General features: G+C 54.0%; 21 protein-coding genes and 1 riboswitch. Of the genes, 15 read left to right on the top strand and 6 right to left on the bottom strand.

From position 1 onward, the window contains the following. Positions 1–79: 79 nt before the first annotated feature. Together AC0LWM_RS06500 and AC0LWM_RS06495 are read right to left on the bottom strand one after the other, a co-directional pair. The gene (locus AC0LWM_RS06500) at positions 80–490 is read right to left on the bottom strand and encodes an SRPBCC family protein (protein WP_474674097.1); all 411 of its coding nucleotides are present in this window, start codon (positions 488–490) and stop codon (positions 80–82) included. Continuing rightward, complete coding sequence (locus AC0LWM_RS06495; protein WP_474674096.1) at positions 468–797, bottom strand: ArsR/SmtB family transcription factor; 330 nt, start codon at positions 795–797, stop codon at positions 468–470. Before AC0LWM_RS06495 ends, AC0LWM_RS06500 begins: the two co-directional genes overlap by 23 nt. Before the next feature lie 133 nt (positions 798–930). Between AC0LWM_RS06495 and AC0LWM_RS06490 the strand changes: the two genes are divergently transcribed. From AC0LWM_RS06490 to AC0LWM_RS06475, 4 genes are all read left to right on the top strand, one after another. Further along, on the top strand, positions 931–1,302 hold the full coding sequence (locus AC0LWM_RS06490; RefSeq protein ID WP_474674095.1) for a TfoX/Sxy family protein: 372 nt from the start codon (positions 931–933) through the stop codon (positions 1,300–1,302). Positions 1,303–1,326: 24 nt separating this feature from the next. Beyond that, positions 1,327–1,770, top strand: coding sequence for an SRPBCC family protein (locus AC0LWM_RS06485; RefSeq protein ID WP_474674094.1), 444 nt, complete (start codon positions 1,327–1,329; stop codon positions 1,768–1,770). 67 nt (positions 1,771–1,837) lie between these two features. Further along, a riboswitch (purine riboswitch) is annotated at positions 1,838–1,941 on the top strand. 156 nt (positions 1,942–2,097) lie between these two features. Beyond that, complete coding sequence (locus AC0LWM_RS06480) at positions 2,098–2,700, top strand: xanthine phosphoribosyltransferase (RefSeq protein WP_474674093.1); 603 nt, start codon at positions 2,098–2,100, stop codon at positions 2,698–2,700. Between the two features lies 1 nt (position 2,701). Further along, the gene (locus AC0LWM_RS06475) at positions 2,702–4,003 is read left to right on the top strand and encodes a nucleobase:cation symporter-2 family protein (protein ID WP_474674092.1); all 1,302 of its coding nucleotides are present in this window, start codon (positions 2,702–2,704) and stop codon (positions 4,001–4,003) included. 839 nt (positions 4,004–4,842) lie between these two features. Here the strand turns inward: AC0LWM_RS06475 and AC0LWM_RS06470 are convergent. The 3 genes from AC0LWM_RS06470 to AC0LWM_RS06460 all read right to left on the bottom strand — a co-directional run bounded on the left by AC0LWM_RS06470 (position 4,843) and on the right by AC0LWM_RS06460 (position 9,884). Further along, positions 4,843–7,890, bottom strand: a complete 3,048-nt coding sequence (locus tag AC0LWM_RS06470; protein WP_474674091.1) for a DEAD/DEAH box helicase — start codon at positions 7,888–7,890, stop codon at positions 4,843–4,845. Next, entirely contained in the window at positions 7,887–9,560 is a 1,674-nt protein-coding gene (locus AC0LWM_RS06465) for an SWIM zinc finger family protein (RefSeq protein ID WP_474674090.1), read from the bottom strand. Before AC0LWM_RS06465 ends, AC0LWM_RS06470 begins: the two co-directional genes overlap by 4 nt. A 138-nt stretch (positions 9,561–9,698) precedes the next feature. After that, a complete protein-coding gene (locus tag AC0LWM_RS06460) occupies positions 9,699–9,884 on the bottom strand; it encodes a DUF2524 domain-containing protein (protein WP_474674089.1) in 186 nt (61 codons plus the stop codon). 437 nt (positions 9,885–10,321) lie between these two features. On the opposite strand from AC0LWM_RS06460, the gene AC0LWM_RS06455 reads away from it, so the two are divergent. From AC0LWM_RS06455 to AC0LWM_RS06405, 11 genes are all read left to right on the top strand, one after another. After that, positions 10,322–10,909, top strand: coding sequence for a TetR/AcrR family transcriptional regulator (locus tag AC0LWM_RS06455; protein ID WP_474674088.1), 588 nt, complete (start codon positions 10,322–10,324; stop codon positions 10,907–10,909). Positions 10,910–10,932: 23 nt separating this feature from the next. Then, positions 10,933–11,370, top strand: a complete 438-nt coding sequence (locus AC0LWM_RS06450; protein WP_474674087.1) for an SRPBCC domain-containing protein — start codon at positions 10,933–10,935, stop codon at positions 11,368–11,370. A gap of 76 nt (positions 11,371–11,446) precedes the next feature. Next, positions 11,447–11,923: a hypothetical protein gene (locus AC0LWM_RS06445; protein ID WP_474674086.1), complete on the top strand. Its 477-nt coding sequence runs from the start codon at positions 11,447–11,449 to the stop codon at positions 11,921–11,923. 78 nt (positions 11,924–12,001) lie between these two features. Next, a complete protein-coding gene (locus tag AC0LWM_RS06440) occupies positions 12,002–12,442 on the top strand; it encodes a DUF6526 family protein (RefSeq protein WP_474674085.1) in 441 nt (146 codons plus the stop codon). A 19-nt stretch (positions 12,443–12,461) separates the two neighbouring features. Continuing rightward, positions 12,462–12,842 (top strand): MBL fold metallo-hydrolase, encoded by a 381-nt coding sequence (locus tag AC0LWM_RS06435; protein ID WP_474674084.1) that lies wholly within the window; start codon positions 12,462–12,464, stop codon positions 12,840–12,842. Between the two features lie 260 nt (positions 12,843–13,102). Next, the gene (locus AC0LWM_RS06430) at positions 13,103–13,960 is read left to right on the top strand and encodes a DegV family protein (RefSeq protein ID WP_474674083.1); all 858 of its coding nucleotides are present in this window, start codon (positions 13,103–13,105) and stop codon (positions 13,958–13,960) included. A 174-nt stretch (positions 13,961–14,134) separates the two neighbouring features. Continuing rightward, positions 14,135–15,118 carry a BMP family ABC transporter substrate-binding protein gene (locus AC0LWM_RS06425; protein ID WP_474674082.1) on the top strand — a complete coding sequence of 328 codons (984 nt, stop codon included), beginning with the start codon at positions 14,135–14,137 and terminating at the stop codon, positions 15,116–15,118. A 28-nt stretch (positions 15,119–15,146) separates the two neighbouring features. Then, positions 15,147–16,784, top strand: a complete 1,638-nt coding sequence (locus AC0LWM_RS06420) for a methyl-accepting chemotaxis protein (RefSeq protein WP_474674081.1) — start codon at positions 15,147–15,149, stop codon at positions 16,782–16,784. Between the two features lie 94 nt (positions 16,785–16,878). Next, entirely contained in the window at positions 16,879–18,945 is a 2,067-nt protein-coding gene (locus AC0LWM_RS06415; RefSeq protein WP_474674080.1) for an ATP-binding protein, read from the top strand. Then, positions 18,890–19,585 carry a response regulator transcription factor gene (locus AC0LWM_RS06410; protein WP_474674079.1) on the top strand — a complete coding sequence of 232 codons (696 nt, stop codon included), beginning with the start codon at positions 18,890–18,892 and terminating at the stop codon, positions 19,583–19,585. The genes AC0LWM_RS06415 and AC0LWM_RS06410 overlap by 56 nt, the downstream gene beginning before the upstream one ends. Before the next feature lie 151 nt (positions 19,586–19,736). Beyond that, the gene (locus AC0LWM_RS06405) at positions 19,737–20,318 is read left to right on the top strand and encodes a hypothetical protein (RefSeq protein WP_474674078.1); all 582 of its coding nucleotides are present in this window, start codon (positions 19,737–19,739) and stop codon (positions 20,316–20,318) included. Positions 20,319–20,433: 115 nt separating this feature from the next. Here the strand turns inward: AC0LWM_RS06405 and AC0LWM_RS06400 are convergent, their stop codons facing one another. After that, a complete protein-coding gene (locus tag AC0LWM_RS06400; protein ID WP_474674077.1) occupies positions 20,434–21,663 on the bottom strand; it encodes a DUF418 domain-containing protein in 1,230 nt (409 codons plus the stop codon). Positions 21,664–21,860: the final 197 nt, after the last annotated feature.

Genomic DNA, 21,860 nt, shown 5'->3' with positions numbered 1-21,860 from the left:
TTCTTCACGTTTGCATCAAGCAAGGAGCTTGTTAATGCATGGCTTGTTCGGACCAAGGATCGATGCCCGGGTCTTGACCTTACGCCAACATGTGCAGGCGAGCCATGTAATGCGTCCAGCCTTGCTGGTGAGACGCGATTTCCGTAGCGGGCAATCCGTAATGAGTCAACGTCAATAGGGTGCCGCTGTCTTTCGGCGTCAGTCTGAACTCCACGGTGCTTGACCCCGGAGGGACAAGCTTCGATTTGACCCAGCCCCAGGACATGACGATCTTCTCGTTCGGGACAATTTCATTGTATTCGCCCGTCGCGATGTCGCTGCCGTTGACGTCGATTCGGTATTTGCCGCCGATGCTAGGCTCTAGCAAGACGTGGCGGCCCATCCAGCGAACCAATTTGTCCGGATCGGTAAAGAATGAGCACAACGTCTCGGGACTGCATTCGATAAAAATTTCTTTTGTAATCATGTCACTGCTGCCGATTGGATTCATGTTTTCTCCTTTCTTCTTCTTCCGCGGCTGCTTTCAGGCGCATCAAGCTGTCATCCCAGAAGCTCTCGATATACTGCTTCAATTCAGCGAAACCTTCCCTCCTAATGCCGTAAAATCGTTTGGTACCTGCCCGCCGGACAACGACGAGCCCGGATTCTTCAAGAACCTTCAGATGCTGCGAGACGGCCGGCGCCGAAATGTCAAAATGCGATGCAATGGCGCTGGAGGTCAGTTCCCCATCGCGAACGAGATATAAAATATCTCTGCGCCTCGGCTCCGCTAATGCGTGAATGGCTTTATCGATCATGCGATAAATTTAGCATACACTTAATTAAGTGTCAACTTAAATAATGCTTGCACATTCATTAATCATGAGATATTCTGAGCTTGAGTCCAAGCATTCATGCGCAATGAAGCGATTAATATAGGAGGTTTTTTCCATGTCAATGCCACGTCCCGATGATGAATCCAAAACTTTGTTCAGAGCTGCTGTGCCGCTCGATCCGCGTATTACGATCAAACCGATGTTCGGTTCTTTGGCCGGTTTTATTCATGGCAATATGTTTACGGGCTTGTATGGACAGGAAATATTCGTCCGCTTGCCGGAAGAGCTTCGGCAGCAACTGCTTCAGCTGGGAGGAAAGGAATTTTCGCCGATGCCGGGGAAACCGATGAAAGAGTATGTTGCGGTACCCGAAGAGTGGCGGCAAGACCCGGATAAGATAAGCGATTGGATCGCCAAGTCGATGTCATGGGCGGAGACTTTGCCGGAGAAGCTGCCGGCCAAGAAATCAGGCAAAAAGTCGAAGTAACGATCATAGGCAAGGAGAGCGAGTATGGTAGACGTACGAACGGAAATCGTCATTCATCGTCCATGCGATAAAGTCGCAGATTATGCAGCGAACCCGGATAATGCGCCTGAATGGTATGAAAATATTAAGTTTGCGGAATGGCAAACGCCAAAACCGCTGGCGACAGGTTCCAGAATCGCATTTAAAGCGCAATTTCTAGGAAAAGAGCTTGCCTACGTCTATCAAATCGCGGAATACGAACCGGGCCGTTTGCTAGTCATGCGAACGGCTGACGGACCTTTTCCGATGGAAACAACGTATACCTGGGAAACGGCCCACGGCAATTCAACCCGTATGACTTTGCGAAATAAAGGGAATCCGTCCGGGTTCTCGAAGTTGTTTGCTCCGTTTATGTCGCTCATGATGCGGAGAGCAAACAATAAAGACCTGCGAAAAATCAAGAACATCCTAGAGGATCAAAAGAAATAGACAAGGGTTATTATTTCCCTCTTGAAACGGCAGGGAAGAGTGTGTACTATACGAAGAGTGTATTTATCGCGTAAAAACAAAATCAGCTCATATATCTAAGGGAATATGGCCCCTAAGTTTCTACCGGACGACCATTGCAATTGTCCGACTATGAGTGAGAGCGGACGCATCCGGGAAATTAAGGGTGCGTGCACTTTTCGTGCACCATAAGGGATATGGCATTCCGAAGGGACAAGCTACACTTGAGAGAACGACGGCTCAAGGAGTTTGTCTCTTTTTTGCGATGATTGGACTTTTCTAATTTCAGACAAGGAGCGGGTAGGCAACATGAAATTACTGCAAGAGCGCATACGTCAAGAGGGATTGATTTTGTCCGATACGGTGCTGAAGGTCGATTCGTTTCTGAATCATCAGGTGGATACGCAGCTGGCGCTTGCGATCGGCAAGGAATTCGCGCGGATTTTCGCCGATAGACCGATTACGAAAGTACTTACGGTCGAAGCGAGCGGCATTCAGTTTGCGATGGCGGCGGGAATCGCGCTTGGCGTTCCGTTCGTGTACGCGAAGAAGAAAAAAGCGGTGACCCTCTCCGAGCAGGTGTATTCGGCGCCCGTGCATTCGTTTACCCGGCAGGAGACGTACCAGATCAGCATTTCGCAGAAGTATTTGGGTCCGGACGACAAAGTGCTCATCGTAGATGATTTTCTCGCAACGGGTGCGGCGCTTGTGGGGCTCGTGAACATCGTGAAGGAATCCGGCGCGGAGCTTGCGGGCGTCGGCTGCGTTATCGAGAAGAGCTTTCAGGAGGGCCGCGGCTTGCTGGAGGAGATGGGCGTTCGCGTCCATTCGTTAGCGCGGATCGCTTCGATGTCCCCGGGGCATATCGATTTTGTGGAAGAAGGCAATCATGCGATGGGGGAGAAGGTTTAGCATGCTAAGCAAACAGAGGGTCGTCACGTTAGGCTTTCAGCACGTGCTGGCAATGTATGCGGGCGCGGTCATCGTACCGCTGATCGTTGGAGGAGCACTTCATCTGAACGAAACGCAAATGGCGTATTTGATCGCAGCGGATTTGTTTACGTGCGGCCTTGCTACCATTTTGCAAGTGATGGGAACCAAATATTTCGGCAGCAAATTGCCTGTCATTCTCGGATGTACGTTTACGGCGGTTGGTCCGATCATCGCGATAGCTTCCGCTTCGAATTTGGCGACCGTTTATGGTGCAATTATTTTATCCGGCGTATTCGTTGTATTGGCAGCTCCTTTGTATGGCAAAATATTAAGGTTCTTCCCGACGATCGTAACCGGATCGGTTGTGACGATCATCGGCTTATCCTTGATTCCGGTTGCGATGAATAACGCGGCGGGCGGCCAAGGAAGCGCGGATTTCGGCGAACCTCGCAATCTTATGCTGGCCTTCGGCACGCTTGTCGTCATTTTGGTCGTGAACCGGGTGGCCAAAGGCTTCCTGCGTTCCATATCCGTCCTTGTCGGGCTTGCAGCGGGTACCGCTGCAGCGTATTTCATGGGCATCGTTCATTTCTCGTCAGTGGCGGAAGCTTCTTTGCTAAGCATTGCGCAGCCTTTCTATTTCGGTACGCCGCAGTTTAGCTTGACGGCGATCATTACGATGATTCTTGTTAATATCGTCAGCATGGTGGAATCGACGGGCGTTTATTTTGCGGTCGGGAAGGCGATCGACCAAAAGGTCGAGCAGAAGCAAATCGTCAGCGGCTTGCGCTCGGAGGGGCTCGCGATTATGCTGGGCGGCATTTTTAACGCGTTTCCGTATACGGCATTTTCGCAAAATGTCGGTTTGATCTCGCTAACGCGCGTCAAATCGCGGGATGTTATTTTTGCCGCTGGCGGAATCATGGTTATTCTCGGTTTGCTGCCGAAGCTGGCGGCGCTAACGACGGTTATTCCGAACGCGGTGCTGGGCGGCGCTATGATCGTCATGTTCGGCTCGGTTGCGGCCTCGGGCATCTCCGTTTTGTCCGAAGTCGATCTGCGCAAGGAAAGCAACCTGCTCATCGCGGCATGCAGCATTGCGGTCGGCCTCGGCTCGGCGACATTGCCGCAAATGTTCGACCAGCTGCCGGACTTCGCCAAGATGCTGCTGCAGAACGGCATCGTGACCGGTTCGCTTACGGCGATTTTGCTCAATTTATTGCTGTCCCGGAAGAAAGAAGCAATACCTGCTGCTGCGCCAGTAGCGCAGGAAGCGTCTTGAGCGGTTAGTTAAAATGAACAGGCCTCCAGGTCATCGTGACCGGGGGCCTGTTTTTATGTTCCCGGCAAACGGTACGCCGGTCAGGGCGGCGTTGTACGGTCAGCGTTGTATGTTTAACGCGATACGATTTTGCTTCAACGCTAGCTATAGAGGGAATGGGGGTAAGAGTGGGAGTGGAGCGAGAGCGAAAGTGAGCGAGATTAAGTAAGAATGAGTGGTGAGTGAGATTGAGTGGGAGGGAGCGAGTGAGATTGAACGAGATTGAGTGAGAGAGCGAGAGTGAGTAAGATTGGGTGATATGGAGTAGGAGTGAGTAAGATTGAGCAAGATCGGGTGAGGCGGAGATTGAGTGAGATTGAGTGAGAGTTGAAAGTTGAAAGTTGAAAGTTGAAAGTTGAAAGTTGAGGTGGGGATTGGGGTTGGGTTGGGCGGGGTGTGCTGGGCTGGGGGGCGAAGATAGGGGTTGGAGATCATCTAAAGCTGCAAAAATACAGTTATTTTTTACTTTTTGAACAAAAAAGCAGTAATTACCTGCAAATCTGCATCTATTTTTCTAAAAAGTGCCCGATCCGCGTGAATGGTTAAAAATAACTGCATAATCGCATTTATTCATTTCCGAGGCCGCTGGTGTGTAGAAGTAACTGCACTTTTGCATTTATTGCGTTATGAAGGGTAGCAAACAGGCGGGCTGCATGGAGGAGACTGATCGCACCCAGTACCCGCACCAGCACCCCGCGCCAGCACCCAGTACCCGCACCAGCACCCCGCACCAGCACCACCCCGCGCACCCACGTATAGCGCCGATCACGATTGGCGCTGGCTGGTTAACCCTGTCGGAATCAGCGGACCCATTCCCGCCTCAAAGTGAACAGATCGCGAAGCGCATCCGTCGAAAGCTCGGTAATCCAGCCTTCGGAGGTGGAGATGACGTCGTCGCTCAGCTGCTGCTTGCTCTCCAGCATCTCGTCGATGCGCTCCTCCAGTGTCCCGAGTGAAATGAACTTGTGCACCTGCACGTCGCGGGTTTGGCCCATCCGGTAAGCCCGGTCCGTCGCCTGGTTCTCGACGGCCGGATTCCACCAGCGGTCGAAGTGGAACACATGGTTGGCCGCCGTCAGGTTGAGGCCGACGCCGCCCGCCTTTAGCGAAAGAATGAACACGCACGGTTGTTCGGCTAAGGTTCCGTCAGGAGCCTGAAACTGCTCAATCATCCGGTCGCGCGCCGTTTTGGACGTGCTTCCGTTCAAGTAAAGCACCGGCTCTTGAAGCTCCTGCTGAAGCACCGACTGGATCATCTGTCCCATGCCGATATATTGGGTGAAGATCAGGCATCGCTCGCCTTCTTCGCGAAGCTCTTTAACCATGGCGAGCAGCCGCTCCAGCTTGGCGGAACGCTCGATAAGCGTTTCGGTCTCGGCCGGATCCGCGATTTCCGGCATCGCTTCTTTGGTAACCAGAATCGGATGATCGCATAATTGCTTGAGCTGCGTGAGCGCGGACAAAATGGCGCCTTTGCGTTCGATGCCTTTCAGCTTTTGCGCCTGTTCCATCAAATTATTCACCGTTTGGTCATACAGCGCGCTTTGCTCCGCCGTCAGATGGATGTAGGTTTTCATTTCGTTCTTGTCGGGCAGATCGAGCTGGATGGAAGGGTCTTTCTTCTTGCGCCGCAGCATAAAAGGCTTCACCAGCTTCTGCAGCTCCGCCGTTCGCTCTTCGTCGCGATCCTTCTCGATGACGCTGGCGAACTGCTCTTGGAAGACGCGCGAGCTGCCCAAATAACCCGGGTTCATGAAATCGTAAATCGACCATAGCTCCGACAAGCGGTTCTCGATCGGCGTGCCCGTCAGCGCCACCCGGTGCAGGGCGGGAATGCTGCGAACCGCTGCCGATTGCTTCGTTTGCGCATTTTTGATGTTCTGCGCTTCGTCCAGGCAGAGCGCGGACCATGTGACCTGTTGAAGCAGCTCCTGATCCAGCGCCGATGTGGCAAAGGAGGTCAGCACGACATCCGCCTGCGCCGCCGCCGCATGAAACTCCTCGCCGCTAAGCCGTTTGCTGCCGTAATGCAATATAACGTTCAGCGAAGGGGCGAACTTGCTAATCTCCTTCTGCCAGTTGCCGAGCACCGAGGTCGGACAAATGATGAGGGAGGGAGCAGCAGCCGGAACCGGAGTCGAATCTGCCATTGCTACTAAAGCCGGCGTTGTAGCCGGAGCTAGAGCTGAATCGGCCGTTGAAGCAGGACCCGCAACCGCAATCCAAGTCTCCTTTAGATGAAGCAAATAAGAGATCAGCTGCACGGTTTTGCCGAGGCCCATATCGTCGGCAAGACAGGCGCCAAGCCCGAACCGCCGCAGAAAGGCGAGCCATGAAAAACCTTCGCGCTGATAGGTGCGCAGATTCGCTTGCAGTCCAGCGGGCACGGCATAGAGCGGCCACTCCGACTGTTGGCCGAGCTGGGCGACGAGCGTGTTCAGATGCGCATCCAGCTCAACTTCGAGCCCGATGCCCGCTTCCTGCTCCTCCTCCTCGGAGGAGGGTTGCCCCGCTGTGCCGCCGCCGATGCCGGCTGGCCGGTATTTTCCGCCGGTCAGATGGAGGTGCAGCACGTCGCGGAAGGACAATCCTTTCTTCTTGCGGACGCTCGCCATCGCTTTCTGGATTTGAGCCAGCAGGACGGGATCGAGCTGCACCCATTGTCCGCGGAACTGGACAAGCCGTTCGTTGCGGGCGACGAGCTCTTGGAACTCGTCTTCCGTGAGATCGGTGTCGCCGATGGCGATGCGCCAATCGAAGTCGATGAGTGAGTCCAGCCCGAACAGCGACCGTCCGGCGGCCCCGCCGGCTTCGGGACCGGAGCGGACCTTGGCGCGCAGCCGCGGCCTCTTCCGGCTCGCGGCTTCCCACCAGCCCGGCAGCAGCACCTGCCACCCGCTGTCCAGCAGCCGGCGGCTGTCCGCCGTCAGGAACCGCCAAGCGGCTTCGTCGTTCAGCGGCGGACCGAGCAAGTCATCGCCGCCACCGGCGAATCGCTCCGCGGGCAGGCACGCGCGCAACCGCTCCAGCCAGCCGGCGGACTGCTCGCTCACATGCGCTGTCCAAGCTTCCGGCCACTCGCCGGACAATCCGCCGCCGGCGGCAAGCCGGACAGCGACCAGCTTCGCCGGCTCCAGCTTGTCCTGCAGCACGAGCCGCAGCCGCCAGGCGGGCGCGTCCTCGTCCGGCTCCAGCAATTGCAGCATGGGCCGGAACGGCGACGTGTCGGCTTTCCAGCCGATCGCGACAAGCCAGGACTTCGCATCGATTCCGGCGAAAGCATCGCTTCCCGGAGAGGAGAGAAGCGGGTAATCCCTGCGCAAGTCCGCCGCGGCCGCTTCCGTTCCGTACACCTGCTGGCCTACGGCGGCAGAAAACGCGGCCTGCAGCCCTTGGATCAACTCGGGGCTGATGTCCTTGCTTCGAAGCTCGGATTTTTGTTGCGAGGTCAACGCATCAAGGTCCCACGTCCATTGCAGTTCACCGGCTCGAAAAGCCGAGAAGCTAGGGATAAACTTCTTCCCCTCGATGCATGCCGCGAGCATGGGAGCGAGCTTCATGATGATCGCGGCGTCGCCTTCCCATGCCCATTCGATATGCCGAAGAAGCTGGGGGCTCGCAAAGAAAGGAACGACTTGTTCGGCGGGCAGGATGACAAGCTCAAGGTCCTGAACCTGCTGAATCTCAAGCTCGGTACCGTAGAAGGAAGCTTCGTGCCAAGCGAACAAACGCTGCTTAATATGGAGGCCGGGCACTTCATGATACGTATTCTTGAACCCGTAGATAAGCGCATCGCCGTATTCGGTTAAACTGATTTGAATGTGGATCGTTTCCATCGAAGTACTCATGGCATCAGCTTCCCTTTCCGCAATTCCTCCTGCAGCGCGCGAAGCCGGCTGTTGCGGCTCGCAAAAGCGTCGAGGAACAGCTCCCAGCGTTCTTCCCGCTTTAATTTTTTATACAGTTTGGCCAGCCGCTTCAGCAGTTTTACCGCGGATTTGTAGCCGTCTCTGTTTTTGAGCGCGACAAATCTTTCGACTGCTTGATGATAGAAGGGCAACAGTACTTCCGGCGCGTGCTTTTCCAGCGGCTGCAGCTCGGTCACCCGAAAAGCCGAAGGCTCTCGGCCGGCGCTCAGCTGGTAATCCATCCACTCGCGCCATTTTGCGTATTCGAGCAGTTTCGTCTCATACACGTTGCCGGAATACGGAAGCATGCGGATCAGCGCGCCCCACAGCTGCTGCTCAAACTCCGGCGCCCGCTCCATGGCGGTTTCCCAATAGAGCGAATATTCTTTCATATAATTGTAACGGCGGCCGGCCAGCAAGGGGCCAATTTCGTACAGCCAATCGGCAAGCCTCGGCCATTGCTCCGTTTCCGACAGATAAGCCAAGAACAGGAACAAATCGTCGGGGGAAATTTCGGTGACGCGTTGTGCCGCTTTCAATAGCTCCCAGGCTTCCCGATCATGGGATAAATAAAAGTGCATCCAAGCTTGAGCCATCATCCAAGGAAATCGGAATAGAGCTGCCCCAAGCTCGTTCTCCGCCTGCTTTAGTTGCCGTAATTCCTCCGAATAAAGCTTTGAGTCATTTACGGAAGGGGCTATCCAATGAAACCAGATTTGTGCATAAGGTCTCCAAAAATAAGATTGCGCTTGGGATTCCGTTAACATGGCGTTGCGCAAGAAGGCTAACGTTTGTATGACAAGCTGCCATTGCCGGGGTTCTGCGGCAAGAAGATTATGCTCGAAACATCGCCCGATATCCTCGAATAATTGCGCTGCAGCCAATTGGGTATTATATCCGGTGAAAGCATTGGGAGCAGACCATTGCTGTGAGGGCGCGGACAACTTCCCGAGTATATGGAGGCAAGCATTCAGTTCAAACAACTGTTCCGTCGCAGGGGAGAGCGCGGGCTTGATTCGATGAATGGACGCCGCGGCGTCCCTGACAAAGGAGACGTTCCGTGTGATATCTCGCAGCGACGCCGTAACAAGCTCAAAAAGCTCGTGCCACTCCGCGATCGACATCGAGGGAATTTGGGCTGCCTGCTCCTGAAACTTGGTCTGATTCTCTTGATAAATCTTTTGATTGTTCCGGTTCGCGGCGTTTTTTCCAGCTTCTTGCTTCGAGTTGCCGGGGGGTGGTATATCCGCCGGCTTTTCGGCCGGTTTCGGCAGCACTGCCGACTTGGCGTTCACGAGCGCCTGAACCGGGCGATCCTGCGAAGCGGCGTACTCCAGAAGGACGGCATAGATGTGTTTGCAGATCCTCCCGAGGGGGCAACTGCATTCGCTCATGGTCAGGTTGTCCAAATTGATTTGAACGCGGTAATGCTTCGTTCCCTCAACGACAGCCGACAAGCTGCGAGGGGAAGGCATTTTGAGTCCATGGACACGCTCCTGCTTATAATAGCGGTGCCCTCGCTTGATCGTATTCTCGTCAAAAAAATGATCCGCAACCTGCTGAAGGAGCGTATTCCACTCCATATCATCCATGGGATTGATTGAATTCATGATTGATCCGTTCCTTATGAGAATAATAGCTTGCATCACATCAGCCTATTATATCATGAAGAGGAGCCGGACGAGGAAAAAGCGACCTGTTCAGGTCGCTGCCGTAGTAAAAACGAATATTCAAGTTCAAATCGTTTTTTAATGAATACTGCACTTGTTTTTTATAAAATGAATCTGGTTTTCGATCCGATTGCGCAGCTCGATCGCTGCGGCGGAGTTGTCGTCTCCTTGGCTGGCGATCAGCTCCTCCAGCTCCAGCTTCAGCTGATGGAGATCGGCGCTTGCATTCGCGCAATCATAATTGCTTTCCAGCTGTTGCAGCAAAGGTAAACCCTCCTCTTCAGGCCGTTATTTGTTCCCGGATTTTTTGCCTTTTTTGTCCGAGGTTCTTGTCGTTGTATTTTGCGTGCCGTGACCTTGTTGCTTCGACATGTCATGTCCCTCCTTTTGATGAGCCTCGTTTATTGTTCGCCTGCAAAGTTCACGTTATGCATAACCTAAAGGCCTTTTAACCAGCATTCGCAGATTTCGGAAAAGCTAAGGCTTCGATTAGCAAAAGCACCCCGGCGTGTGCCGGTTCGGCTCATTTTCCGCTAAAGCGGCTCCTTCTTCCGCGCCTTAATCAATTCAAATCGATGTCCAGTTTTGCGGGCAAGCCTTCAACTCCTCTTTTTGCGGTGGAAGTCATTGACATTTCCTGCTGCCCGGACTATACTATTTTATGATGTTAGTGAACACTAACACTTGAAAGGGCTGGATCAATGAACACCATAGTCAAACCGGACAATAGGGACAAGCTGCTGCTTGCGGCCATCGATTTGATGTCGGAGAAAGGGTATAACGGCGTATCGACAAAGGAAATCGCCCTTGTGGCGGGAGTCAGCGAAATGACGCTGTTCCGGAAATTCGGCAGCAAGTTGAATTTGCTTGAAACGGCGGTCGAGCGTTTTCATTACGGCGGGGAAATGAAGCGGATTTTTGACGATCAGCTCGTCTGGGATTTGCGAGCCGACTTGAGCTTGATCAGCCGTACCTATCACGAAACGATGAACCGGAACCGCAAGCTGATCCTTCTCGTGATGAAGGATGCCGACTTGTGCGGGCTAGGCGCCAAAACCCAAGAGCAACCACGTCGGCTTCTGGAGCTGCTTACGGCATATTTTACGAAGATGCGGGAGATGGGCAAGCTCATCGAGACGGACGCCGAGGCGCAGGCGATCGCGTTTATGTGGATGAATTACGGCGCATTTATCAGCAGGCTGTACGGAGCCGAAACAATCACGAGCGTTACGCTTGACGGATTCATGGACAGCAGTATCGAGCTATTTGTACGAGGGTTAACGCCATAATATTTTGAGAGGAGTTCATTCGGATGAAAGAAGATTCTAGAGAAGCCAAACCGGTTGGCCTTACGGCGGCTTGCGGATTCCAGATCGGGGTCCGGCGGACGTTTCCGATGACGCAGCAGGAGGCATGGTCTTTTTTAATTTCGCGCGAAGGATTGAAATTATGGCTGGGCGACGTACCCGCTCTCGATCTTCATGCAGGGTTCCGGTACGAAACGAAAGAAGGCACGGTAGGCGAGCTGAGGGTCGTGAAGCCGTATGAGCAGCTGCGATTGACGTGGCAGAGAAGCGATTGGGACCTCCCGTCGACGCTGCAAATCCGGATTTTGCCGGGCAAAGGGAACAAAACGACCTTGAGCTTTCATCAGGAGAAGCTAAGCGACGCTTCAATGAGGGAAGAAATGAAGCGGCGCTGGGAGAAGGTAACCGCCGTCATTATGGAGAGCATTAAAGCCGGCGCATAAACCGTAGCACAGCAAGTACTTTTCTCCATCTATGCTATAATAAGACCATACATCAAGTTTACATGGAGGCGCGGAAATGCTTAGTTTTGAACAAAAGCTTGCGATTGCGGATTCATTTCCCGAATTAGAACGCAAAGAGGTGTCGCTCGGGCGCGTCAATTATCATTACGAACAAAGCGCATATGACAAAAAAACGGTCGTTTATCATCTCCACCCGAACGGCAACGGTTTTGTGTATGCGGGCTACCTGAAGCAATATGACACGAATGACAAAGGCTTCGTCAACATTCGCGATTTCACGGAATCCGAGCTTCGCGCCGTGATCGGGGATTCGATTCGATCTCTTACTGCAACCGAATCCGATGAACACGCAGTAGCCGGACAAGGACGGGAAGAACGATGGACCAATGCCAAGAACCAGACGCTGACTCTCCGGTTTGAAGAGGAAGACGGGCTTTGGTACATTTATGCGGGAGAAAATTTGGATACCGTATGGGATACATACGAGGAGGCGGCGGAATATCTCGCGGAAGAAGGCTTCTCGCGCGCCTAAGCATAAATCCGTCATATAAGCAGCCTTGTCCAAGTAAGATAATATCAGTTGAATTCCATCGAGAAGGGGGCTGTAAATATGAACCTTGAAAATCAAAGCTATGCGAACCATCGAAGAATGCATCCGCTGTATCACTACGTGCTTTCGCTTCTGAATGTGGCGATGCTCGTCTGCGCCGTCATTTGGCTCGTGCAGTCCGTTCAATCATCGGGCGATTTATTTCCCGCGATCATGTTCCTCCTCCTGTCGCTCATCAGCATCGCGACGTACATCCTGCTGCGGACGTATCCGCTCAAGGCGCAGGATCGCGCCATCCGGGCGGAGGAAAATCTTCGGCACTATGCGTTGACGCAGAAACTTCTGGACCCGCGGCTCGGCATGAAACAAATCGTCGCTTTGCGGTTCGCTTCCGACGCCGAGTTCCCGGCACTGTGCCGGAAGGCAGCCGAAGAGCAGCTGTCGCCCGATGCCATTAAGAAGAGCATTCGGCAATGGAGAGACGACACCTATAGAATTTAGGTTCATGCCGGAGATCGGTTTGGCAGGGCACACGATTCTAGCGAAGGGTGATGAAGACGAAATGAAGGTTCTTTTTTTGGGAACCGCAGCTTTTGAAGGCATTCCATCTTTATTTTGCCGATGCGCGTTATGCAAGAAATCGATGGAGCTTGGCGGACGCAACATGCGCACGCGTACCTCGGTGATGCTGGGCGACGACATGAAGATCGATTTCCCGCCGGACACGCTGCTGCACATGCAGCGCGATAAGCTGGATCTGGAACTCGTGAAGGATTTACTGTTCACGCATTCCCATTCCGATCATCTATATCCGGAGGATCTGGTCGTCAGATTGCCGGGATATGCGCAATCGGCGGACCATCCGATGTCGTCACCCATTTTTCGCACAATGCCGGCTTGACGCACGAAGATTTGACGGGCATTTTCGAGCCGCACGGCATTACGGCGGCTTACGACGGCATGGTGCTGGATATTTAGCGCATAGGATACACGGTCTACATAAATTTATGGATTAATGGAAGAGCGCCGTTTTGGCGCTCTTTTTTGGTGAGAACATGAAGTGAATCATTTCCTGAAACGCCGGCCCCCGGTTCCCCGTATTACCGTGAGTTTGACTTCGATCCACAAAATCCAACCGACAGAAACGGAACCTTAACCTACATGACCAAAATAGCCTGGATTACCGACAGCACGGCCTTTATCCCCGACGATTTGAGACGGCACCCCGACGTGTACGTGCTGCCGCTCGGCATTATGTTCGGAAACGACGTGTATGAAGACGGCGTGGAATTGTCTACGGAGCAGCTTTACCGACGTATTCGCGAGGAACGCGAAATTCCTAGAACCTCCCAGCCCCCGATCGGCAAGTTTGTTGAATTATTCGAGAAACTGAGCAAGGAGTACGATAGTGCGATCGCCGTCCATATCTCGGACAAGCTTAGCGGGACGTTGTCATGCTGTCAATGCGCATCGGAGCAAGTTCCGTTTCCGGTAGAAACGGTAGATTCCAAGTCGATGTCCTACGCCATCACGACGCTGCTCTACAAAGGAATGCGGCTCGCCGGCGAAGGCGTGCCGTACCAAGAAATCGCCGCGCGATTGCGGCTCGAAACCGCCAATTCCGAGAACTATATCGTACTCGGCAGCCTGGAGCAATTTTATAAAGGGGGACGCATGAGCGGCACACAATATTTACTGGGATCGCTGCTTCGGATCAAACCGGTGCTCCGCATCAATGCGGAAGGCGCGTTCGAGCTGTTCGAAAAGGTCCGCTCCGAGAAAAAAGCTTATTCGAGGATGGTCGAGCTGCTGCAAAATGCGTACCGGACTTCCGTCGTTTCGCGTCTGCAAATTATGCACGGTAATGTCCGCGAGCGGGCGGAAGCGCTCAAGCAAGAGATTTTAAACTATTTTCCGCGCCTCGACATTGTCATCGGTGAAATCAGCTCCACGATTGCCGTTCATGCGGGCGAGGGCACGTTAGCCGTCATTTGGCACAAAGAGCTTCGGGAAGATTGAAGCAAGCACGCACTAATATTCATAAGCATGTATTCTAGAGGCGGCTAACCCTGGTTACGAGGGTCGGGCCGTTTTTTTGATCCGATTAAATCGCAAATCGGCAACAGACAGCCGCCGATGTCGAATGTTATAATTTGGCTTGCTAGAAATTCGATAGACAGAAGGTGGCGGCTTGTGAACAAAATATTGATTTGGCTCGGGGTCCTTGTCCTGCTGGTGACGGCGGCGGGGTGCGGCGTCAAAAATACGGGGGAAAACGGCGCAAAACAGGTCCGGATCGGCGTCATGTTATCCGACGTCGGGCTTGGCGACCAGTCGTTCAGCGACACGGCTTTTTACGGATTAATCAAAGCGCGGGACGAGCTTGGCGTTCATTTTGATTATCGCGAAATATCCGAAACCGGCGATTATGAGAAAGGAATCGAGCAATTGGTCCGGGAAGGCAACGATATCGTGGTTGGACTGGGCTTTATGGCGCAAGAAAGCTTGGAGAAAGTTGCGAAAAAATACCCGGATCAGCAATTTCTGCTGATTGACAGCGTATCGGAGCTGAAAAATGTCGTTTCGCTGACGTTCAAGGAGAATGAAGGCAGCTTTCTGATCGGCGCCTTGGCGGCGCTCAAAACGAAATCGGACAAGCTTGGCTTCATCGGCGGGGTGGACGCTCCGGTTATTCGCAAATTCGCCGCAGGCTTCGAGCAGGGCGTGAAGGCGATCAAACCGCAGGCGCAGGTCAGCGTCGAATATGCCGGCGATTTCGGCAATGTGGAGAAAGGCGCGGCCATCGCGAAGAAGATGATCGCTGCCGGTACGGACGTCATTTATCCGGCGGCCGGACTAACCGGCGTCGGTGCGCTCAAGGAAGCGGAAGCGAGCCATATTTACGCTTTCGGCGTGGACAGCGATCAGTATGTGGTGGCCGAGAAGGCGGTCGTCAGCTCGATGCTCAAAAATATCGACGAAGGCATTTACCGCGTAGCCAAAATGCTCGTCGAGCAGGGTAATATCGGCACCGATCATATTGAGCTCGGGCTCAGCGAAAACGGCGTGGCGCTAGCCCCGATCCGGGTCGTTACGATGACGCAGCAGGAAAACGAGCGGCTGGAAGCGCTCAAGGCCGATATTTTGTCGGGCAAAATCACCATATCCGCGGGCTGAGAGCGGGGCAACCGAAGAGGGGATTTCTATGAATTTAAGACGCAAATTGTTTCTGAATGCACTTATGCCTTTAGTACTCGCGATTGCGCTGGTCGGTTACACCATGTTCCAGCTGATGCAAATTCAAAGCTCCAGCGAAAAAGACGTGGGCCTGCTGCTGGAGGTCGAGCGGCTCGACGGAGGCTTGGTCGCCGCGCAATTGGCGCTAAGCAATCTATCCTACAATATGAGCGCGGGCAATGCCAACGATGCGCGGGAGAAAGTGAAGACGGTCGGGGTCGAGATCGACAAGCTGAAAGATTTGCTTACGAAAGACGAGCATTTCGCCTTGCTGACCCGGATGGAACGCAAGTACAAGGAATTGTCGGACGGCGTGCATAAAGCGCTGCAGAGCAACAGCAGCACCGAATTCAAGCGCCAGTCGATCCGTACGCTCGGCATTGCCAACGATTCGTATTTGCTCAAGGATGCGGTACGGAGCTATTATGACAGCACGCTGCAAAAAACCGAATCGATCGTCTGGTTCACGATCGCCGTCAGCGCGGTGCTCATCGTCATCACAACGGTATTGTCCTGGTTCATGGTGGACAAGGTCGTTCGTCCGATCCGCCGCTTGAATGCGACGGCGATGGCGATCGCCGAAGGCGACCTGACCGCGACGGTTGACGAGGTTCACACGCGCGATGAGGTCGCGCAGCTGACGGATTCGCTGCGGAAGGTAGCCGGCAACTTGCACGGGCTGATCGAACGCGTTATCCATACGTCGCAGCAGGTCGCCTCTTCTTCGGAGGAGCTGAAGCTAAGCACGTCGCAGACGAACCAGGCGAGCCATCAGATTACGGCGACGATCGAAGACGTGGCCGCGGGCGCGGAGAAGCAGGTGCACAGCGTCGAGGAGACGTCGCGCGTGATGACCGCGATGTCCGACAGCGTGAAGCATATCGCCGATTACGCGCACCGGGTCGAAACGGCGGCGGAGCAAGCTTCCGTCCGCGCGGCTGAAGGCGGTGAAGCGATCCGGACGGCGGCGGGCCGGATGCAATCGATCAGCGGCACGACCCGGGAGCTGGCCGGCACCGTGCGCGGTCTTGGCGAACGGTCCGAGGAGATCGGCCACATCGTCGAGGTGATTACCGGCATCGCGCAGCAGACGAACCTGCTCGCGCTGAACGCGGCGATCGAAGCGGCGCGCGCCGGCGAGGAAGGGCGCGGCTTCGCCGTCGTCGCCGGCGAGGTGCGCAAGCTGGCGGAGCAGTCGGGCCGGTCGGCGCAGCAAATCGCCGCGCTCATCGCGCTTATCCAGCAGGAGATGAGCCATGCCGTCGCATCGATGGAGACGGCGACGCGCGAAGTCGCGGGCGGCATCGACGTGGTCGAGTCGGCCGGTGCTTCATTCCGCGAGATCGAGCGCTCCGTTGACGACGTCGTACGCCAAATGCGCGACGCCGCGGCGGCCGTCGAGCAAACCGTCGCCGGCACGACGCAGGTCGTACAGGCCGTGCACCTGATCGCCCAGATCGCCGAGGAATCGGCGGCGGGCACGCACAACGTCTCGGCAGCGGCGCAGGAGCAGCTCGCTTCGATGGAGGAAATTTCCGGCGCGACGAATTCGCTGTTCGTGATGGCCGAGGAGCTGCAGCAGCAGGTGAGCCGGTTCAAGGTGTAATTGGTTATAGTAGCGCCGGCGGCATTTTGATATACTGTGAACGAAGCCGTTAAGTCCGGTTATTTCAAAATCGCCGTAGAGCCAAAGGTGATCCATGAAGCAGATCAGAAACTTGTTTTTCATTGCACAGCATATAGGTTGGTGGTATATCGCGGCCATCTCTATTGCTGTTTTTCTTTTTTCGGCCTGGAAATCGTTCGATGTGTACGTCGTTCCATGCGCGGCGCCGGCTTGCGAAAATTTGTTTCAGCTGACCTGGAAGGAGACGGGCGATTTGGCCCGATTCGGCATGTCTCCCGAATTGTACGGCGCGGTCGTGACGACGTTAATCACGATCCAATTCGTTACCTTTTTTGCCGTAGGCTGTCTCCTCTATTATTACGGGCTCAAGGATTCCGTTTGTAGGTTTACGTCGATGATGCTTATCGCCACGGGTACTTCCTTAGGCATCCAGCCGGAAGTTTTCCGGGATTACCCGCACATGGAAACGCTGCTGGGGAACGTGAGCTTTGCGGGCGGGCTGTATTTGTTTTTTCTGTTCTTATATCCGAACGGCAAATTTGTCCCGAAATGGACGGTATTGCCCGCTTTGGTCGGTTTGACGGGCACGGTCGGCGAATATTTTTTTGAGGGCTCCGTCATCGATCCGCTTACATGGCCGGTGATACTGCGCACAGGTACCTTCGTTATATTGCACTTATTGATTGCCTATACACAATTGCATCGGTACAGGAATGCGGCCACCGCGGAGCAGAAGAGGCAGATCAAGTGGTTTATCGCAAGCTTGGGAAGCTTTGTGATCGCCGTACCGGTTAGCTTGGTGCTGCAAAACGTCGACCACGGCCTCGCCAAGATGGCAACCTGGTTCATCATGTATACGGGCCTGCTGTTTATGCCATTTTCAATCGGCATCTCCATATTCGAGCAGCGCTTTCGAAGCATGTCGCTTCTATTCAACCGCACGATCGTTTATATGCTCATGTCCGTATTCGTCGTTAGCATATACGTGATCGTCGTAGGTTTGCTCGGCTCCGTTCTGCAAAGCAGCGGCAACGTGTTCGTCTCCTTGTTCGCGACGGGGTTGGCGGCAGTTCTGTTCCAGCCGATCCGCCGCGCGCTGCAGCTTGGCATGAACCGGCTCGTATACGGCGAGCGGGAAGAACCCTACACGGTGCTATCGAGACTTGCCCAACGTCTGGAATCGGCGATCACGCATTCCAATTTGCTGCAATCGGTGGTGGAAGGCGTGGCGCAGGGCTTGCGGGTACCTTATGTCGCGATTGACATCGATCAAGATGGGGATCGTATTACGTTGGCTTCGCATGGCAATTCACCGGGGGTGTGGTCGGATTTGCCGCTTCGCATCCAAGGCGAGCATGTCGGCTATTTGCGGTTAGGAATCCATTCCTGGCGGGAGACGTTGCCTCCGGAGAAATATCACTTGCTGGACGACTTGATCCGGCATGCGGCAATCGCCGTTCAAGCGGTTCGTTTGTCCGGCGAGCTGCAAACCTCGAGGGAACGCCTGGTGACGGCAAGGGAGGAGGAGCGGCGCCGGCTGCGGAGAGATCTTCATGATGGGCTTGGCGGGGAGCTTGCCGGTGTCGCGCTCAAAATCGACACGATGCTGGCGAACCGTCCGTGTGACGATGAAATCTCCGGGAAGCTGAGCGAGATTCAAGTGCATCTTAGGCAATCGATCGGGAATTTGCGCCGCCTCGTTTATGCGCTGCGGCCGCCAGCCCTAGACGAGTTCGGATTGGTTTACGCCCTCCGAGATATTACGTACCATTTCTCCGATCATCCGCTGCGTATCCATGTCGAAACGCCGGAGCAAATGCCGGTTTTGCCGGCGGCCGTAGAGGTGGCGGCGTATCGGATCGTGCAGGAAGCGGTCACGAATGCCGTGCGCCATTCCAAAGGCAGCCGATGCGATGTCATCGTGCGAGCCGATGAACAGCTGCATATTATCATTCAAGACGATGGTGTTGGGCTGCCTGAACATCGCCGCAACGGGGTGGGGATGCATTCGATGAAAGAACGCGCGGAGGAGCTGGGGGGACGACTATCCGTGACCTCGAACTCCGGCAAGGGGATCGCAATTTATGCAACGATACCGATTTGGGGGGGATATGCAAGTGCTGAACGGCAACATGCGTAAATGGAAACTTCTGATTGCGGAGGATCATCCCATATTCCGGGACGGCTTGGCCGCATTGGTCGGATCGATGCAGGACATCGAATTAGCGGGGCAAGCGGAAACGGGAGAGGAAGCGGTTCGGCTTGCCGATGAATGCCGGCCGGATATTATTCTCATGGATATCAATATGCCGGGGATCAACGGCATTGAAGCGACTCGCCGAATATTGGCCCTGCATCCGGAAACCGCTATTCTTATCATTACGATGTTCGATGACGATCACTCCGTGTTTGCCGCGATGCGGGCCGGTGCCAGAGGATATCTGCTCAAAGAAGCGTCGCAGAAAGAAATCATGCGGGCGGTCGCGGCGGTTGCGGAAGGGGAAGCGATTTTTAGCCCTGCGATCGCGAGAAGGATGATGTATTATTTCGATACGTTGAACAAGAAGCCTAGCCCGGTTGTGTTTCCGGAATTGACGGAACGGGAAAGGGAAATTCTCGACTGGATCGCCAAAGGGTTAAACAATGCCGATATCGCCAAACAGCTTGGCATAGCGTTGAAGACGATGCGCAATTACGTTTCGAATATATTGAGCAAGCTCCATGCGGCGGACCGTGCCCACGTGATCGTGATGGCAAGGGAAGCCGGCTTCGGCCAGTAGATCGCCGAAAATAAACCACTAGACTCCAGCCTCTCGGGCTGCGGGTCTTTTTTTTCCCGCTTGCGCGGGACAATGAACACATGACGACGGGACGCTCAGGACTGTAAAGTTGCGTTAAGAACATAACATTATGAGAGAGGAAGTTGTGCAAATGACGATTCACAAGGTGATTCGGTTTTTGGCGGTTTGCAGTATTGTCGGAGGGGGGTTCCGCGCGCTCATGACGCCACTGGCGTTCGTGTGGGGGGCGAATAGCGTGCCTGAACTCGTTTCCGGGGTGCTCGGAACGATGTTGATGGGGATCGGGATGTTCGGTTTGTATTTCGCTCATATCAAAGAGTTCGGCAAGCTCGGATTCACGGCTTTCGCGTTACATTCCGTCGCCAGCTTTCTGCTGATGGCACTTGTCTTTTCGACTTTGGTATTTGCGGTTCACGATCCTTCCTTGCTTCAATCGGATACGCCGCCCATGCCGATCATGGTCGTTGGGGCCATGATGATGCCTTTGCTCATGCTAGGCATGATTCTGTTCTCCATTGCCGTCATGTGGAGAAAAGCGATGTCCGTCGTTCCGGCCATCCTGCTGCTTATTACGCCTATAATTAACTTCGTTCCCGTAATCTCCGATTACTCGCCGCTTGTATGGGGGATTGCCTTCATATTGTTCGGCATCGAAGCATGGCGGAAAGCCGCAGCCGGCAGAACGCTGACCCATCTCGACATCGCTTCGTAACAAGAGAATGCAGCCTTTTCCTCAAGGGAAGGGCTGCATTCGTTTTTATGGGAAACTTCACGAAATATTCGTTCGCCGTCAATTCCGGGAAGACGCTCCGCAGCGCGGGAGATCGTTAACGCGATGCTTCCGCCGCGTTGCCGGTTTTCCGGGAAGATCTTAAACGCATCGGTTGGAACGACCAATACGTAAACGAACGCCAGATCCATTCCATCGGGCCAAAACGAAAGCTGCGCATCCAAAGCGTACTGAAGCCGATTTGACCGATGTAGATGGCAAGGCACAGAAGGATGGCCTGCATAGTTCCGATGTCGTACAGTCGTGCCAGGATAGCAATGAGGACGCAAACGACGGTCTGGCCCAGATAGTTCGTCAAAGCCATTTGGCCTACATATCCGACCGGACGAAGCCGGGCGATCCATTTCGGATTCGTCATGAGGAACAGGAACGACGTAATGTAGAAGAGACTCATCGTGAAGCCGCTTAGCTGAACGAGCATCGTCGTTACCGCTTCGTGGCGAAAGCCGAAATCGATCTGTTTCGTTAGAATCGCGACCAGAATAAGCAAAATCGGAATATTAACCGCCATGCCGGCGAACCAAGTCTTGCGGATCATTCGCTTATTCTCGGATAAATCGGCGAACCAATTCCGCCTTCCGCAATAAACGCCAATCAGGAACATCGACAATATCGCCAGCATAAATATCGGTTCAAAAGGCGATACCGCAGGAGCGACCATGCTCAACTGGTAATCGATCCATTGCATATACGTCAAATGCTCATACATGCCTTCTACGACAGGGAGCAGCGCCTGCCCTTGGAGCATGCTGTCTTGCGCTTGTTCCGGCGTGGTGATGAAGGACAAGCCGAATAATCCGAACCAAACGGCAATCAGACAAACGGCCCAGACCAGGATCGTTTTGTTCGCTCTCCTGTAGAACAGCAGCAGGAGCAAGCCTGTAACGGCATACAAATGCAAAATATCCCCGGTCCAGCCAAACACAAAATGAATCGCGCCGATGACGGCAAGCGCGGCGATTCTCCTCAAATAAAGCCGGCCCGCGCGATGCGGCTTCGCCTCCGCCCTGCTCATAAAAATGTAAAAGCCAAGCCCGAACAAAAATGAAAAGATCGTAAAAAACTTGCCTTCGACGAACAGTTTGATAAACTGCTGCCCCCAGTAGTCCATCCCTGTATATTCGGACGGAACGCCGTAAACGCCGTACACCCAGCTTGGGTTAAAAAACTGCGGCAAGTTCATCAGTAAAATCCCCAGCAAAGCGAGTCCTCTCAGGATGTCGATCGCGAGATTGCGTTCCTGGGATTGGGTGGGATTTGCATGCATCTTTCATTCTCCTCTTCGTAAATTATTGTTTGATCTAAATTTACTCGGAAGCCGCTACGCTGCCTATTATTCGGAGGTATAGATTGCAGTATCCGTGAGGATATATCTTGGCGCTGGATGGGTAAGATGCAATGCTAACGAAAGTTAGTTACGAAGCGACCTTCCTTCTGGTACAATTCCTTACAAGATCAGGTCGG

Source organism: Paenibacillus sp. sgz302148 (genome assembly GCF_056120465.1).
Note: the sequence above shows the minus strand (reverse complement) of the source record. Positions and strands in the feature narration are given on the sequence as shown.